This is a genomic window from Kriegella aquimaris (assembly GCF_900103215.1).
GTDB lineage: Bacteria > Bacteroidota > Bacteroidia > Flavobacteriales > Flavobacteriaceae > Kriegella > Kriegella aquimaris.
In genome coordinates, this window is record NZ_FNGV01000007.1 from 129979 (window position 1) to 147718 (window position 17740).

Annotated in this window: 13 protein-coding genes; 5 read left to right on the plus strand and 8 right to left on the minus strand. The window is 39.7% G+C overall.

Annotation, left to right across the window (positions count from 1 at the left end; genetic code table 11):
* The first annotated feature begins 163 nt into the window (after positions 1-163).
* The 3 genes from BLS33_RS14650 to BLS33_RS14660 are packed head-to-tail and all read left to right on the plus strand — an operon-like array spanning position 164 to position 3837.
* Positions 164-1294: an endo-1,4-beta-xylanase gene (locus BLS33_RS14650; RefSeq protein ID WP_089891176.1), complete on the plus strand. Its 1131-nt coding sequence runs from the start codon at positions 164-166 to the stop codon at positions 1292-1294.
* Between the two features lie 34 nt (positions 1295-1328).
* A complete protein-coding gene (locus BLS33_RS14655) occupies positions 1329-2786 on the plus strand; it encodes an MFS transporter (RefSeq protein WP_089890807.1) in 1458 nt (485 codons plus the stop codon).
* 13 nt (positions 2787-2799) lie between these two features.
* On the plus strand, positions 2800-3837 hold the full coding sequence (locus BLS33_RS14660) for a glycoside hydrolase family 43 protein (RefSeq protein ID WP_089890811.1): 1038 nt from the start codon (positions 2800-2802) through the stop codon (positions 3835-3837).
* Between the two features lie 49 nt (positions 3838-3886).
* On the opposite strand, the gene BLS33_RS14665 is transcribed toward BLS33_RS14660, so the two are convergent.
* The 7 genes from BLS33_RS14665 to BLS33_RS14695 form a co-directional block, all read right to left on the minus strand.
* Positions 3887-7084 (minus strand): VCBS repeat-containing protein, encoded by a 3198-nt coding sequence (locus BLS33_RS14665; protein WP_317039867.1) that lies wholly within the window; start codon positions 7082-7084, stop codon positions 3887-3889.
* Positions 7085-7326: 242 nt separating this feature from the next.
* On the minus strand, positions 7327-8814 hold the full coding sequence (locus BLS33_RS14670) for a RagB/SusD family nutrient uptake outer membrane protein (RefSeq protein ID WP_089890816.1): 1488 nt from the start codon (positions 8812-8814) through the stop codon (positions 7327-7329).
* 9 nt (positions 8815-8823) lie between these two features.
* Positions 8824-11850 carry a SusC/RagA family TonB-linked outer membrane protein gene (locus BLS33_RS14675; RefSeq protein WP_245731472.1) on the minus strand — a complete coding sequence of 1009 codons (3027 nt, stop codon included), beginning with the start codon at positions 11848-11850 and terminating at the stop codon, positions 8824-8826.
* Between the two features lie 546 nt (positions 11851-12396).
* On the minus strand, positions 12397-13368 hold the full coding sequence (locus BLS33_RS14680; protein WP_089890822.1) for a YHYH protein: 972 nt from the start codon (positions 13366-13368) through the stop codon (positions 12397-12399).
* An 89-nt stretch (positions 13369-13457) separates the two neighbouring features.
* Positions 13458-14093: a hypothetical protein gene (locus tag BLS33_RS14685; RefSeq protein ID WP_089890826.1), complete on the minus strand. Its 636-nt coding sequence runs from the start codon at positions 14091-14093 to the stop codon at positions 13458-13460.
* A gap of 33 nt (positions 14094-14126) precedes the next feature.
* Complete coding sequence (locus BLS33_RS14690) at positions 14127-15191, minus strand: YHYH protein (protein ID WP_089890829.1); 1065 nt, start codon at positions 15189-15191, stop codon at positions 14127-14129.
* A gap of 26 nt (positions 15192-15217) precedes the next feature.
* The gene (locus tag BLS33_RS14695) at positions 15218-15508 is read right to left on the minus strand and encodes an EF-hand domain-containing protein (RefSeq protein ID WP_089891179.1); all 291 of its coding nucleotides are present in this window, start codon (positions 15506-15508) and stop codon (positions 15218-15220) included.
* 190 nt (positions 15509-15698) lie between these two features.
* On the opposite strand from BLS33_RS14695, the gene BLS33_RS14700 reads away from it, so the two are divergent.
* Together BLS33_RS14700 and BLS33_RS14705 are read left to right on the plus strand one after the other, a co-directional pair.
* Positions 15699-16715 carry a sensor histidine kinase gene (locus BLS33_RS14700; RefSeq protein ID WP_089890832.1) on the plus strand — a complete coding sequence of 339 codons (1017 nt, stop codon included), beginning with the start codon at positions 15699-15701 and terminating at the stop codon, positions 16713-16715.
* On the plus strand, positions 16702-17379 hold the full coding sequence (locus BLS33_RS14705; RefSeq protein WP_089890835.1) for a LytR/AlgR family response regulator transcription factor: 678 nt from the start codon (positions 16702-16704) through the stop codon (positions 17377-17379). The genes BLS33_RS14700 and BLS33_RS14705 overlap by 14 nt, the downstream gene beginning before the upstream one ends.
* A 43-nt stretch (positions 17380-17422) precedes the next feature.
* On the opposite strand, the gene BLS33_RS14710 is transcribed toward BLS33_RS14705, so the two are convergent.
* Complete coding sequence (locus BLS33_RS14710; RefSeq protein ID WP_089890839.1) at positions 17423-17707, minus strand: EF-hand domain-containing protein; 285 nt, start codon at positions 17705-17707, stop codon at positions 17423-17425.
* Between the last annotated feature and the right edge of the window lie 33 nt (positions 17708-17740).

Below are 17740 nucleotides of genomic sequence, written 5' to 3' on the forward strand. Positions count from 1 at the left end.
GTATTTAGAATGAAATATGCCACAAATGTTTTAAAGTCCGCTTCATATGTCGTACCCATTGCATTTGAATTAAGCGAATTTTATAACTTGAACCTAAATTGATAGGCATTTCCGTGCGACAACCAATTTTCACGTACGGAACCTCCTAATGCAACAAATCATTATGAATAGAAAGACTGCGAGCACAGTATTGCTACTTGGCATTTTGTTTTTAAACGGATGTGGAGAAAAAAAGAAAGACATAGAAACACCTAAGAAATCGGAAACACTAAGTCTTAAAGAGGCTTTTTCAGAAGACTTCCTGATTGGCGTGGCAATCAACAATCGGGTAATTGAAGAGACTGATACATTAGCAGTGGGTTTGGTGGCCCGCGAGTTCAATTCCATTAGTCCGGAAAATGTCATGAAATGGGGAGAGTTGCATCCTGCACCGGATGTTTATCATTTTGATTTGTCGGATAAGTATGTAGCCTTCGGAGAAAAGAAAAATATGCACATCATTGGTCATACTTTACTCTGGCATAGCCAGATCGGTTCTTGGATGAATGAAGTAAAAGATAGTGCAGTGATGTCTAGCTATATAGAGAATCATATTAATGCCGTGGCTGGCAGGTATAAGGGGCGAATTTATGGATGGGACGTATTAAATGAGGCACTTAATGAAGACGGTTCTTTAAGAGAATCTATTTTCCTTAAGGTTATGGGCGAAGACTATATCGAACGCGCTTTTAGCCTTGCGGCGAAGGCAGACCCGAAAGCTGAACTCTACTATAACGATTATAACATGTGGAAACCTGAAAAAAGAGCAGGTGCCATCAAACTCATAAAAAAGCTACAAACTAAAGGCGCCCGCATTGATGGGGTGGGTATGCAAGCACATTGGAGTTTAAGTGGACCTTCACTAGAAGATATTGAGCAGAGTATAATTGCCTACGCTGAATTGGGCTTGAAAGTTATGATTACCGAGTTGGATATCACGGTACTTCCAAATCCTTGGGATCTGGAAGGTGCAGAGATAAGTCAGAATTTCGAAGGCAGCGAAATTATGAATCCTTTTCCTAATCAATTGCCTGACTCGGTACAAATACAATTGGCCGAGCGCTATGAAAATATCTTTAGGCTCTTTTTAAAACATAAAGCAAAAATTGACAGGGTTACTTTTTGGGGAGTGAACGATAAAGTTTCTTGGCTAAATAACTGGCCTATAAAAGGAAGAACAAATTACCCGCTACCTTTTGACAGGGCATTCGAGCCGAAAAAAGCTTATGAGCGTATTTTAAGATTAAAAAAATGAGCACCCGTAATAATGCATTAATCGAAGAATACATATGAATTCGAATTCGCAAAAATTAACCGTCAAGGAAAAAATCGGGTACAGTTTGGGAGACCTTGCCGCCAATTTGGTCTTTCAGACCTTAATGACCTACTTGGCATATTTCTACACGGATATTTATGGGCTTGAAGCAAATCATGCCTCTGCCATAATGCTTACGGTAGGTCTAATTGCGGCTTTTGGATTTAATCCTATAATTGGCGCGTTGGCCGACAGAACGAAATCGAAGTGGGGAAAATTTAGACCATGGATTCTTTACACCGCTATTCCTTTGGGAGTAATATCCCTTTTGGCCTTTAGTACCCCCGATTTTGAATATAAAGGGAAGGTAATTTACGCCGTTATTACCTATACGCTCTTACTGTTGTTGTATGCCGCCAATAACCTACCATATTCGGCATTAAGCGGCGTTATTACGGGCGATATGGCAGACCGAAACAGTTTGTCATCATACCGTTTTGTAGCGGTAATGTTCGCCCAGTTCTTTGTACAGGTGTTTATGTTGCCCATCATTGAATCTGTCGGAGATGGAGATAAGGCACTGGGTATTGAAATCGTAATGACTTGGTTGGCGCTTATCGGCACGATACTATTATTGGTTACCTTTTTTACGACCAAGGAGCGTATAATCCCGAAACCGGAGCAAACATCTAGTCTTAAAGAAGATTTAGGGGATTTATTTAAAAACCGACCTTGGGTTATTATTCTAATTGTTACCACATTGGTTTTCGTTACGTTGGCGATGAAGGGTGGTTCTTATGTGTATTATTTCGAAAATTATGTTAATGAAGAAAAGCTAACCCACTTTATTCGCCCTATTTTGGAAGTATTGTCTGGGATAGGGGTGAATTTTTTTGGAGAAAACCCCGTATCGGCAGGCTTTGGTCTGTTCAACGCCGGAGGTATTATTTTTATGATTGTCGGTATTGCGTTTTCAAAACGCTTTGCAGATAAATATGGTAAAAGGGATGTTTTTAGCGTAGCGCTGTTTCTTTCGACTTTGTTTATAATCTTATTCTATTTTTTCTCGAAAACAGCAATAGCGTTAATCTTCATTTCACAGATATTACATGGTTTTTTCTATGGGCTAACGATCCCCTTGCTTTGGGCAATGATTGCCGATGTCGCCGATTATTCAGAATGGAAAAATAATCGTCGGGCTACAGCCATTATTTTTTCGGCGATGATGGTAGGTCTGAAAGGAGGATTGAGCATAGGCAGTGCCTTGGTCGCTTGGATTTTAGGTTTGTACCATTATGTGACCAAAGAAGGCGCTGTTTTGGGAGCGACCATTGTGCAGCCCGAAAGTGCCGTTCAGGGAACAAAAATGTTAGTGAGCATTTATCCTGCAATTCCCTTTTTAATAGGTATCGGTCTATTGTTTTTTTATGAAATAAATAAAAAAATGGAGGTTCAGATAGAAGCAGAACTTAAAGAAAGAAGAAGTAATTGATATAAATAACACCATGCCTGAAGAATCTGTAGAACACATTGATTTTGATAATCTGAACAAACGTGCCATTTCACAACCGTTGGTCAAAAATATTTATACCGCAGATCCGTCGGCACATGTTTTTAACGGGAAAATTTATATTTACCCCTCACATGATGTGGATGCGGGAGAAGCATTTGATGATTTGGGAAGCCATTTCGCTATGGAAGATTATCACGTAATCTCAATGGACAATATTAATAGTGCTGCGGTCGACAACGGGGTGGCATTACATGTGGAAGATGTAATTTGGGCCGAAAAGCAAATGTGGGCACCAGACGCGGCACATAAAAATGGAACGTATTATTTATATTTTCCAGCTAAAGACTACGATGGAATATTTAGGATTGGAGTCGCAGTAAGTGATTCCCCGACCGGACCTTTTGCCCCGCAACCAGATGCAATCAAGGGAAGTTTTTCAATCGACCCGGCAGTTTTTGAAGATGAAGACGGTAACTATTATATGTATTTTGGAGGTCTATGGGGCGGACAATTACAGCGTTGGCGAGCAGGAAAATTTAATGCGGAATACCCCGAAAGTCCTACAGCGCATTTACCAGCTGACCAAGAGCCCGCATTATTGCCATTAGTTGCCAAATTGACTGAAAACCTATTGGAATTTGCCGATACGCCACAAGAAGTTCAAATATTAGACGAAAATGGAGATTTATTATTGGCAGGAGATAATGAGCGTCGGTTCTTTGAAGCATCGTGGGTTCATAAATATCAGGGCAAATACTACTTTTCCTATTCTACCGGTGATACGCATTACATTTGCTATGCCATTGGAGAATCTCCTTATGGCCCCTTTACGTATGGCGGGCGTATTTTGAATCCGGTCGTGGGTTGGACCTCACATCATTCGGTTTGTCAAGTGGAAGATAAATGGTATTTATTCTATCACGATTCAAGCCTGTCTAAAGGTGTTACCCATTTGAGGTCGATAAAAGTTGCTGAACTAACACATCGCCCAGATGGAACCATCGAGACCTTAAATCCTTATAAAGATTAACTTCTCCTCACTAAAAATTAATGAACCCATAGAGGTATTGTGACATTGTCTAATTCAATTCAACAAATTGCATGGCATCATTGTTCTTCGCGGCAATAACATACGTTTTACTATTATAGTTAATGGTAGCCAAGTCCTTTACGTCACCTGGCACAAAAAAACCACTTTTTGAGGCGGGAATTGCTTGAAAGTCCCCTTCACCGTTGCCCTTTAGAAAAAGTCCGTAACTCGCGTCATTTCGAGGAGTCTCCACTTCTGAAACGTATAAGTTTCCTGCAATGAGAAGGTCTAACAGACCATCTTTGTCATAGTCATCCACCAAAATTCCATTTATGCTAGAAGTCTGTGCTTCGATAGGGAGTTTGTGTACGATGAATTGACCATTTTTATTTTCCAAATAAACGCTGGCAAATGATTTTACTTGGTAGTGTAATGCCGATTCCAGAGACTTTTCAGTGTATACCTCTTCCAAGGTTGCATCGGCAAAACTTTCATAATTCTCAAACTTCTGTTTAATGGAAGGTATCTGTTGCGAGGAGCACGATCGACCCCTCACCGGATATTGTTTCCCTTCATTGTAATAACTTAGTACAATATCTTCATTACTGTCATTGTCAAAATCATGGGCGAAAATATCGAAGGTTTCATTTTCTGTGGCTTTGTATTTGTAATTTAAACCATTATTTCCGACTACATAATCCATATCCCCGTCTTGGTCAAAATCGCCTTGTTCGATGCTCCACCACCAGCCCGTAGTATCTTTGGTCAGTCCCATGTCTTCAGATACCTCTTCAAAACCCGTATCGGTATTTTCGAAGACGCGAATGGGCATCCATTCGCCTACAATAATGATGTCTGGCCGACCATCACTGTTAAAATCGGTAATAATAGCATTTGTGGCCATACCAAGATTTTCAAATTCTGGAGGTTGCATTTCTGTGGCAAAGTTAAATTTTACGTTGTCTCTGCTGCTTTCATTTCTGAGTATATAACTAGTGGCAGGTGACGGATAGTTGCCTGGAACCTGTCTACCAAGAATCAACAAGTCTTCTCGGCCATCTTTATCAAAATCGGCATGGTATACATTTGAACCACTCGTACTAATTTTGGGCAAAGATGTAGGATTTGCTTTTATAAAATTACCGGTGCCATCATTGAGGTAGAGTCTATCTTGAAGAGCCTTCGAATCTCTTGCGAATTCATAGCCACCACTTACCACATAAAGATCGTTGTCTCCATCGCCGTCGGCATCGAAAAGTAGTGCTCCCATGTCTTCACTTGATTTGTCGTCCTCTAAAAAAGGGGCAGCTTGGTTCTCGAATCCATTTGTGGATTGAAAAAAAATACTTCCTACGAAGTTGGCGGAACCTCCAATAAAATAGTCATCTAGACCATCGTTGTTCATGTCGCCGACAACCAATGTCGGGCCAAAAGCAGACATTTTATGGGGCAATAGTACCTGTTTTTGAAAATCGTCGTAATTGTTTTCTTGATGTTTATGTTCGGGAAAAATGTCAGTGATGCCTGGAGCAAATAACTTAGATTTCATGTTTGCTTGAATTTGGCTGTCAACAGCATCGGAATGTTTTAAAACAAGGGTCTGATTTCCATTAATATTCTTTAGTTCTTGGATCTTACCATCTGTCCAAACTACTTTTAGGCTATCTATTTTTTTAGATTTGGCCAGTCCAAAATGAAGTTCTGGTGCCACGGAAGATTGAAACCCCCGGGTTAGGGTAAGTTCTTGCATTTGCGTTCGGCCATTTGCAGTAACGTATACCCGATTGCCGAGACCGAATTTGTTCATTGATTCTTCTTCGAATTTGATGGTCAGGTAATGGTTGCTTTCAGAACTTTTGTTCTGAAAAACCGATGCAGGGTCGTCAATGTTATTTGTAATGATTTCAAGATCCCCATCATTATCAAGATCGGCATAGGCAACACCGTTGGAAAAGCCTTTGAATTCAATGCCCCACGTATCGTTGGCTTGTTCAAATTCTAAATTTCCCTTATTCTTAAAAATGAAATTGTCAATTTTTTCAGATGGAATTTCAAGGCTCAATTGTAATAAAGTGTCTGCACTTAGTTTTAAATTTTTGAGTTTATTGAAGTAGTCGTTATTATTGATTTCCCTTCTGGTACCATTGGAAACAAACAAATCTTTTAGACCGTCATTATCAAAGTCTGCGAATAGGGGTCCCCAGCTCCAATCGGTGGAGGAGGTTCCTGTTATTCTAGAGACATTGGAGAAATGTGGGATATTATCAGTAAATACGCCTGAATTCAACTGCATACAATTGTGCATGTACTGGTAACCAAATCCAGCATTGACAACATCCCAGAAAAGATCGATGTTCATGCTCGCCATATTGGCTTTCTGTCTTCTATTGCTTTGTGCCGACATATCTACCTGGAAAATATCAAGATTTCCATCGTCGTTAAAATCGGCAATATCGGCACCCATTCCATAGAATGCAGTATGTGATGTGGCTTCTTTAACAACTTCACTGAACGTACCATCTTGGTTATTGAGGTACATGAAATCAGGAGAATTAAAGTCATTGGAAACGTAGAGGTCTGGCCACGAGTCGTTGTTGAGGTCTCCTACGGTTGCACTTAGAGATAATCCAAAGGCTCGCAAGCCCGAGGTATTTGTAACATCTATAAAACGATCTCCGTGGTTCTCGTACAAATGACCTGTTTCATCACTCTTGACATTTTTCATCTTGTAAGCGTAAACAAATGTCGGGGAATCAAATTTGGTGGGCGGATAGTTGGCAACAAAAAGATCCAAGTCGCCATCTTTGTCATAATCAAAGAAAGTTCCTTGAACACTGTTACCGATATCATCTATGCCATATTGGGCTGCTTTTTCCGAGAAGGTGCCATCTCCATTATTCAAATAGAGCTCGTTGTTTCTTGGGCCGAATTTTCCGCCGACCGAACAATAGATGTCTAGAAAGCCATCACCATTTATATCGGCCATAGTGGCACCAGTATACCAGCGACTATCACCGGAAACCCCTGCTTTTTTAGTAATATCTTCGAATTGCAGGTTGCCCTTGTTTAAATATAATTTGTTGGAGACTTGATTTCCTGTGAAGTAAATATCTAGGAGACCGTCATTGTTTATATCTCCAGTGGAAACACCGCCACCCATGTATAGATAGGAATAAGTGAAATAGTTCAGGCTGTCATTTTCGACCAAATTGTTAGCAAATTCAATTCCGGTTTGGGATGAATTCAAAGAGGAGAATATTTTCGTTTTTTGTTCCGCCAACTCTTTTTTTGGGGTACAATTGATTGAGCTCACTAAAACAATCGAACATAAAAAAAATCTTTGGGCTAGATTCATTTTCATAATAAGCGATAGACTTTCAATTCATAATTTACAGATTTTGAATGAAATTGAAGAAAAAAAACAGCATGCCCAGAAACACACTGTTTTTTACAACTGCAACTAACTCAATCTAAAAACTGTTTAATTCTTTAGTATCCGGGGTTCTGATCAGCCGAACTAATGTTTATGTTCGAATCTATTTCACCCTGTGGTATCGGTAAAAGCTCGTGTTTTCCTACTTGAAAATTCGTTCCTGAGAGTTCGGTTTCCGCAATACCCCAACGAATTATATCGTTGAACCTTGATTGTTCTCCAGCGAGTTCTACTTTACGTTCATGAACCAATGCATCAAAGACTTGTTCTTGAGACATACCTGTTGGCAAATCGTCGAGGCCTGCCCTATCGCGAACTTGATTGATATAGCCAATTGCTACATCTTGGCTTCCACCAGCTCTCATACTTTCGCATTCGGCCATCATCAGCAGTACATCGGCATACCTAAGGTATTTGAAATTTATACCGGACGTTTGATCTTCATTGGCATCCTTATAATAATTACAGTATTTTGACCAACCGGCATTACCGCCACCGTTACTTGGGAAATGATCAACTTCGAGGGATCCTCCTGGACCAAAAGTATCGCCATTAACATAAAAAGACTGTTCGAAGCGAATATCGTCGGGTTCATACTCATTTAATAAGTCATCGGAAGGAAATACATTGAACCAGTCATTAAAACCGTATTCTTGCCCTCTAAAAGTTGCTTCATTCGGCCCCTGTCCGCTTCTATCTGAATTCCATTGAGCACTTGTTCCAAAATCATCATCGTATTCTATTTCAAAAATTGATTCAACACCGTGTTCCGTTTCCTCCATAAAATTGTTGAAATAATTGTCTTCGAGTTCATAACCACTCAAAGCGTTGAATTGTGTAAGTGCATCATCATACTGTTCCAAAAACAAATAAACTTTACCTAACAAAGCATGTGCCGCCCCTTTGGTTGCCCGTCCATTTTCCTCATCACCTTTCTCGAGCAATACAGGAATTGCTTCCTGTAGATCTTTCACAATCAGGGAATAAATTTCGGCACTCGTACTTTTTGCCGGACCTACACCATCTTCTGGAGGTAAAACGGTTACCAACGGTGCGTCTCCAAACCTCGTGACAATAAAGAAGTAAAAAAGTGCCCTAAGGAACTTCGCTTCGCCAATTGCCTTTTGCTTTAAATCATCGCTCATTACCGAGGGTAATATGGCATTGATTTTATCAGAATTTTCAACTACAAAATTAGCTTTGTTGATGCCTCTATAACAGCTTTCCCAATAAGCTCCGATTGCGCCGTGACTGGCGTCGAAAGAAAAATCAAGATATTGTCTTTTATCCGCTTCCAGCTGTGTATTTCCCCCATTTTCATGCGACATATTGTCCATCATAAAAAACATATGGCGGCTGTATAGGCCCTGAGTTTGTAAATTCGAGTATACAGCATTTACCGCGGACTGTACTTGTATAGGATTCTGGAAAAAGGAATCTGGCAAGAGTTCGTTAGGGTTCGTGAGTTCCAAAGAATCTTCATTACAGGATACGCTGAGACCTATAAGGGCCAAAATCGTTAAAATAATTTTATTTTTTTTCATGATTTTTTTTTAGAATGATAATTGGACTCCAAGTATAATTGATTTAGGTTGAGGGTAGTTACCTCTATCGATTCCTAATTCATATTGCCTATTTCCACCGTCATTTGTTAAAGGGTTTCCTATCTCAGGATCCAAACCTGAATAGTCTGATAACGTTATTAAGTTCTGACCACTTAGGTAAATTCTGCATTTTGAAAAATATTGATCAAGTGAAGTATTGTCAAGGGTATAACCTAAGGTGATATTTTTTAATCGGGTATAGGAACCATCTTCTACAAAACGATCGGATATGGAATTAAAATTTTGATCTGAACCGCCGGCCTTTGGAACCGAATTGGAGGTTCCGGGCCCCGTCCATCTATTTAATACGTTTGTACCAGAATTGAATAAACGTGGCATGCCTTCAAGATCGTATATATTAGTGTTGTATACGTCGACCCCGGCAACACCTGAGATAAATAGATTGATATCCAATTGCTTATATTTTGCATCTAGATTAAGTCCGTAGGTGACATCGGGATAGGGATTACCTATTTTAACACGATCATCTGCATTTATTTGACCATCGCCATTTTGATCAATAAAACGAATATCACCAGGGTTAACGGCAAGCTCTCCCTCGTCATTCGGTGTTTGGTTCAGAACAGCATCAACTTCTGCAGGAGTTTGATAAATACCATCGGTAACATAACCAAAGAAAAAGAATAGTGGCTCACCTACCTCTATACGGGAAATGTCTTGCGATTCGAAAGAGCCACCCGATAGTGACTCGTTAGAGCCCAATGATTTTACTTCGTTACTTGAAGTACCGACATTTAGGTTGGCCGACCAAGTAAAGTCTCCCTCAAAATCGTTATAACCCAAATTCAATTCAAAACCTTTGGTATCGACTGAACCTACATTTTCAGTCACAGAACCGGAGTTTATTCCTAAAGATCCCGGCAAAGGTCGACTCATCAAGAGGTCGTCGCTAGTATTGCTAAAATATTCGACAGCTCCTGTAAATTTGCCTTTAAAAAGTTCGAAATCCAGACCAATATTCTTCATGGTAGTTTCCTCCCATTTCAGGTCAGGATTGGCCAAACCACCTGGAGTTGTTCCGGTCGCCAACGTACCGCCTAAAGGATAAAAGAAATCAGATAATAAGGTTGCACTATATTGATAGTTTCCAATTCTGTCATTTCCGGTTATCCCCCAACTACCTCTTAACTTCAAAATGTTAAAGGCAGAATTTGACAAGAAACTTTCCTGCGCGATGTTCCATCCAACTGCTACCGAAGGAAAGGTTCCCCATCTGTTGTTGGAGCCAAAACGGGAAGAGGCATCGCGTCTAATTGAAGCAGCAAAAATATACTTTTGATCGAAGTTATAGTTGACCCTACCTAAATAGCCAATACGATTATATTCAAAAGATTGCGACTGTAAAAAAGATTGTTCATTTGAAACCTGATTTAGTTCGTTTGTAATCGGATTTTGGCTATTCGAATTCAAAATCTCGTCCACGGTCTCTTGCTTCTCGGCAAGTACCAAGACCTCTAAATTGTGAAGGTCGTTAAAGGTGGTAGTATAGTTCAGACTGTTCGTTATCGTAATTGATTTTCTTAGAGTTGAATTTTTGGTAATAGCGGCAAAAGTGGAGCTGTGGGTAGCTCCTTCGCTATCATCATTATAAGAGGGCCTGAATATGTTGGTGTTTGAATTTCTGTACTCTAAACCGACTTGACTTTTGAATTTCAAATCTTTAATTATTTCAAGCTCACCAAAAAGGCTTCCTATAATTGCAGCCGATTTGTTGATATGTTCGCCCAATGTTTGAACACGAATGGGGTTTTCGGCATCTTGTCCGTCTAAACCACTGCTCGGCCCCTGAAACCCCCCTAGATTATTGGAGTTGTAAATTGGTAAATAAGGCGGTATTTTAATGGCGTGCTCCAACAAAGACCGCGCACCAAGGTTTCTTTCAGGGTTTTGTTTATTAAACGATACTGACATCGTCTCTCCAAAATTAAACTTGCCCACCGTAAAATTACTATTGGCCCGAAATGAAAATCTCTCAAAACCGGTTTCTATTATGGCGCCTTCTTGGTCCATATATCCCGCCGAAAATCTAAAATCACTATTTTCTCCACCACCCGCAATGCCCAGATCAACCTTTTGCATAATGCCAGTTCGGAAAAGGGCATCTTGAAAATCAGTATTGTTTCCGGAAGAGGAAAGGGGTGAGGTAGGTACGATACCAAATGCATCGTTGGCGAACTGTAAATATTGCTCGGAGTTCAATACATCAAATCTTTGATTTGCATATTGAATTCCTGTATAGGCATCTACATTGATTGTGGTTTTACCTGACCTTTTACCTTTTTTTGTAGTTACCATCACAACACCATTAGAACCTAGTGAACCGTATATAGCAGTTGTAGAGGCGTCTTTCAAAATGTTGATTGATGCGATATCGTTTGGGTTTAAATCGCCCAAACCACTGGCAATTACACCGTCAATAACATATAAGGGGTCGTTATTGTTCATAGTTCCCAGCCCCCTGATTCGAACAACGGGCGCCGTTCCTGGAGAACCCGAGTTGAGAACGGTAACGCCGGCAGCCCTGCCTTGAAGCGCCTGATCGGCCGTTGCTACGGGAAGAGCTGACAACTCGTCTGCACCTACGGTGGAAATTGCCCCGGTAACCTCTGCCCTTGATTGCGTACCATAACCAACTACGACAACTTCCTCTAGTGCTTCGGCATCTTCTTGAAGATTCACATTGATGGTATTCTGATTACCAACTGATATGGTCTGGGTCGTCATTCCTATATAGGAGAATACCAATTGATCCGAAGAGTTGATATCTGAAATGGAATAATTACCATCGAAATCGGACGTTGTCCCATTTGTGGTACCTGAAACTAAAATGGAGGCACCAGGTAATGGGGCTCCCGACGCATCGGATACCATACCCGTAATGGTCTTGGTTTGTGAGAATGCATTTTGCCCCCATAGCGTGAGCAATGCAATACAGACAATTCTGAGTTTAATCATAATCATTGGGTTTTAGTTAGTATACGTGTTCAGTACACTCATAAATACAGAGAAAATACATCAGAGCAAATATATGCGGAGGGCATTGAGGTTAATAAAAGAAATGAAGCAAACTATGAGAATCATGTTGCATCTAAGCCTGAAATATGGTTATTTGTGAATTTTGAGGATGCAATATTGTGAATATAGAAATTGTGTAGTGGGAAAAGTGAGTATGAAAATTGACAATCGCCAAACCCCATTTGGGTTTTGCCATTTCTGTATTTCTAACTTGATCACAAGAGGTCGATCAACGTATGATTACAAATAACTTGCAGGGAAGAAGGGAAGGGTTCAATATAAAAAAAGTCTGTGCAAATCGTTTCGAGGTGCACAAACCCTTTTAAATCGAAAATGGTATTAGAATTATTTCTAGTTTTTTAATTAAAATGGCCTTTATTAATTTGAGCGCAAGAATTACAGAGCCCAGGTTTAAAATCCGAAAAATGGATTTGCTTTCGGTAATCAAATTCTTGATGTATCAGAATAGATTGTGTAATTGTACAATTAACCATTCGGAGGTCTGTTCGTCGGCCTGTTGTTTGGACGGGGACCATTCGGACCGCCACCTCCTGGCGGGGGACCTCTTCTCTCCGTGTCGGTAAACTCGCCCATTAGGCATCGACCCACATAGGGATAAGAGTTTGTTACTAAATAGACATAATCACCGTTTATCTCAGTGCCATTACATTCATCTAAATCGCCCGACCCCTTTACATATTCCCAATCAGATAAGAAAGTTCCATCTTGTTCAGTGCCATTGATATCAACATCAATGCTAACTTTTGGATTGGAATAGGTGCAGTCTGTACCAGTACGACTATCATCGACTATGCGATAACTTGGCTTATATGCGCTACTTTTTGAATAATAGATAAGAAAACCATCGTGGGCGAAACCGACATGTACCAGGTCTTCGTCACTGTCAAAGGTTTCAATAACACCAGTTGGTGTGCCATGGTAGTGGTAAGCTCCATTTGGTTGTACGTGGGCATTGTTAAAATCAAGACCAAGATCGATCAAGTCTTGAAAAGCCTCGACTCGATAATTTTCACCGCTTTCGCAAACCACGACTTCAGCTGTTCCGGGCTCAAATTTCACTCCGTTCAGTGCCACACCAGGTTCCCTGACCCATTTTGATTTACCTGTATATACAGGTTTTATGGGAAATACGTACGTTCTATCTTGGGCGCTAATAGTATTTGGATTTCCTTGATTGGGAAATGCACCTGTTTTATGATTGGGAATAGCATTGGTAACCATGGTGCGTTTATCACCTTGAACGGTTACGGTAGTTTTTGTTCCAAAATTCTCATTATTCAAGATGTATGAGCCAAAGTAGTCGCTATGGTTATGAGCCACTTCAGAACCCGAAGACTCATTATGACTATGACTGTGGGCAATTTTTTTCTTTTGTCCGTTGCAGCCATAGAATAAGCCAATAACAACAATCAATAAAGCTGTATTAAAATTTCTCATTACTCACTGTTTAATCTTGTTTTTTTAGTATTTCCTTATTCGTGTTCCTACCCATTATTTTTTAACCGACTTATGTCTATATCAGATAGTTAACTTACTTTCCGCATACCCGGTCTTCGAACGGTGAACAGTTTCGAAATAATGAACATTGTTAGCACCGCCAGGCTACCCAGACCCACAACTACCCACGATAGACTTGCTTCTTCCACCGTTTCCACTTGAAATTGGTTATCACGCGAATAGATAGACAGTTCAAAATTATTACCCTTTTTTAAAAAGAAATTTTTAGACTTGTTATCCTTGGTAATAATTTTAAATACGCAATTGTTATTTGATGTCTCATTGAGACCGGTGATCTTAACATCAAGGGATTTCAATTTATCGGGAAGACCTGTTAGGTTGAATTTTATAACGGTATGATGCCCCATCTCTATATAGCCATTTCTTAACTTCGCCATAGCGTTTCCGTTAGCCATCAGTTCGATATTATCTTCGAGGTATTGCATCAATAATTTTTGGAATTCTTCTGCTGGTAAATTGTTTACATCAATATCGGGGTAATTGTATAGCAGTTGATATCGATATCCATCAAAAGAGGAACTTAATTGAAGTGTCCATTGATTGTCTTCTCCTTGTACTAGGGCCATGGTGGCTATTTGAGAATTATGGGCCCGCAAAAAAAAAGTGGCACTGAATAATAATATCGAACAAATTATTTTTTTCATCACTATATTGATTTGATAGATTTTGAGCAAGCTTTAATTCAATTCGTATATGCCTTGAGCACCATTAAAGCAGTTGATGAAACTGTTGGTGCCTGGAGCGGCGACATGATAGTGATAACCTCTAATATCGTCGGTATGGCCACGGCAATCATCTAAGTCCGTTGGCTCGGCGCCATCTTCGTTCATTTGTTCATGAATGCCAAACCCGTCCATGGCGTAACCGATCATTCCTGCATGACCATCTGATTGGGCAACCACGGTTGTGGTTCCTGTAGCTGCGTGGTAGTGATACCCAGTAGCGGGATTTACGTGACCACCATTATCGTCCATCGGAGCAATAGTGTAGGCACCAAGAATTTGGGCAGTTGGGGCCGGAGGGTCAAAGTTTACGCCATTGAACGCTGTTCCGATCACTGAAGATTCCATACCTGCTGGAGCACCGCCATTGGGTGGGGCTTGACCATCAGGAGGACCTCCGCCGTCTGGTGGGCCAGCTAGGGCTCCTCCTATAAAATCAGGAGCGTCAAGTTTTACCGGAGTAACAGGTATATAGTAGGTCACGGTAATATCGTCAAAATAGGAATGCTGACAGTAGACGCAATAGTTTGCGTATTCTTCTCCAACATTAGGGTTAGCTGCTGCTTCACAGGCCTCCTGACTATCGGTGGTATAGATATCGCCATTTTCATCATACATTTTCCAAGTACTATCTGAATAAAATTCATCAAGATTTTCTATAAACGCACCATCTACATCATAGAGTTCGCCGTTTTCAAACCATTTCCCTCCCTTATCGGCTCCATCGGCGATATTGGTCGGGCACCAGGGACCCATGGTATGGTCGCTGGGTGTTGTGTTCGTCACGATTTTATAACACAGGGCTACAGTGCCATCTGAGAGTGTTTTTTCCTCGGTAGTTATTGGTTCTACCAAACCTTCAGAAAGAAAAAGTGATGGGTCTACATTAACGATTCCTTCGATTTCGGAAACCTCTTCACTCTCTTCGTTCCCATTTGAATTGTTACTGCAGCTTAGGCATGAAAAAACAAGGAAAGGAGTATATAGAAAGCTTAGTTTTGAAATTAAAAAATATTTCATGATAGCTGTTTTTATTTTCGATTTGCTTATTGGCGCCCCTGTCTTTTTGGTTTAGGTGCCTTTTCGATTTCTTCTTTGGAAATGAAACCATCTTCGTTTGCATCGATTTTGGCAAAATCATTTTTTAATGGTCCCTTAACTTCCTTTTTAGAGAGCTTTCCGTCCTCATCTTTGTCCATTTGCTTTATTATTTCTTCGGCCGAAGGCGGCTCTTGGTTTCCCCTATTGTTTTGTGAAGGTTGTGCGTAGCCGTTGAAAGCGAAAAACGAGACGATTAAGCCAAGTTTTAATCCAGTTTTACAAGTTTTTTTCATCATTATCTTTTTGTTAAAAATTCTATTTTGGACTACAAAGATGGACATTGGTTAAATATCAAATGACCGTTTTAAGTGAGTGAAGGCAGGTTTTCAGTTAACGGAGGGATTCTATCTGTGAAGTCTCGTTTTCAAGGTGATAACAATGATGTTTTCGCCGTTGCAATCAATATTATTTCCTTTAATTTGCGGTATGAACAGATCAAAACGATATTTATTTCAGGTATTCCTGTGGGCGGCTATTTGGATTGTAGGGTGGCTTGTATTGGGTGGTGATTTCCAATTTGTCAAACAGAATTTGATTTCATTCGTTCTTCAGATTCTGGTGGTTACGGTATTGGTTTATTATACGGCGCCGACGCTTCTTTTAAAGAAAAAATACACATTTTTTATTCTTGTATCTATAGGTCTTCTTTTGATTTGTTCGGCAATAAGTTCACAGATTTTTCAGGGTCCACCACCACGAAGAGGGGCTTTACCCGATATGAGGGTGCAACCGCCACCTCGATTTTTAATAGAATTTTTACTGGTAACAATTGCCTATGTACTTGCCACGATCGTCGAGACTTTCCTGTTTGCACAAAAGCACGAAAAAGAGACGATTCGAAATAAAAATGAAAACTTGCAGACCGAACTCAAACTTTTGAAATCACAGATAAATCCTCATTTTTTATTCAATTCCCTGAATAACATCTATGCCCTTTCTGCTATTGATTCAAACAAGACACAACAGAGCATTAGTTCATTGTCCGATATGCTGAGATACGTACTTTATGAATGTGACCGCCCCTATGTGCCACTTCATAAAGAAATTGACTACATCGAAAATTATTTAAAACTGTTCTGTTTAAAAAGCAGTAAAGTCTTTCCTATAAAGACAGATTTTAAGGTTATGGATAATAATGTAAACATAGCCCCGATGTTATTGATTCCTTTTGTAGAAAATGCGCTGAAGCACGGGAATCTTGAGAATATAAAAAATTCTTTCTTGACAATTAGTATCTATTCCGATTCAAAAGAAATTAAATTCGAAATAGCGAATAGTGTACCTGAAACAGTTTTGAACAAGGATAAAGTTGGGGGCATCGGACTCGAGAATGTGAAGAAAAGGCTGGCCCTGCTGTATCCGAATCGTCATGAACTGATTATTAATGACAAATCGACTATTTTTGAAGTTAAACTACATTTAAATTTAGATGGAAAAGATTAAATGTTTAGTAGTCGACGATGAAGAGTTGGCCAGAAATTTATTGGAAACCTATATAGACAGAATCGATTTTTTAGAGTGTGCCGGTTCCGCCGAAAGTCCCGTCGAGGCCATGGAAATAATGCGCGAGATTAACATAGATTTACTTTTTCTAGATATTCAAATGCCAGAAATCAAGGGAACGGATTTCGCTAAAATGATTGCACCGACTACACAGATTATTTTCACTACGGCCTATTCTGAATATGCCGTTGAAGGTTTTGAGTTGAATGCGCTTGATTATCTTTTGAAGCCTATTACATTCGAACGTTTTTTGAAGTCGGTCTCCAAAATCAAAACGGAGACGAAAACTTCTGATCAAGACGGTACGATAACCGTGAAATCAGGTTACGATCTTCATAAACTGAAGTATGATGACATTCTTTATATCGAAAGTGATAGTGAGTATGTGATTTATTATTCAAAGGAAGGCAAGTTAATGAGCAATCAGTCGCTTAAATCTTTGGAAAATATGCTGCCCAAGGAAAAATTTATGAGAGTGCATCGCTCCTATATTATCAATAAGACAAAAGTTTCAGCTTTAAAAGGAAGAGATTTAATTATTGGGAAAGTCAGTATTCCGGTAAGTGCCAAATATTTCGATTTGGTGAGACAAGAATTGTTTTGAATGGCGTGGTATTAGTATTTGTAAAGCCTTTTCAGAAACATCACTACTCGCTTTCTTCAATGGGTTCACCACTGATTATTTTTAATTCCTTTAATGTGATTGTGAGGCTCTTATCCGTATCTATAAGTTCGAAATCTGCATAAATAAGACTTTTTCTAGCCTTTTTTGCCTCGTCTTTACTGATAACCCCATCATGATCGATATCTAACCGTTTGAACATTTTGAATGAAGCATTGTTCTGTTGCTTTTTTTTCTCTTGCGGATAGAGGCAGGTCAAGAAAAAGAGGTTTAATATAAAAATGCTTGTTTTTAGAATATCTTTTCTCATGGCTAATGTGTTGACAATTTGATTGTGTATTTT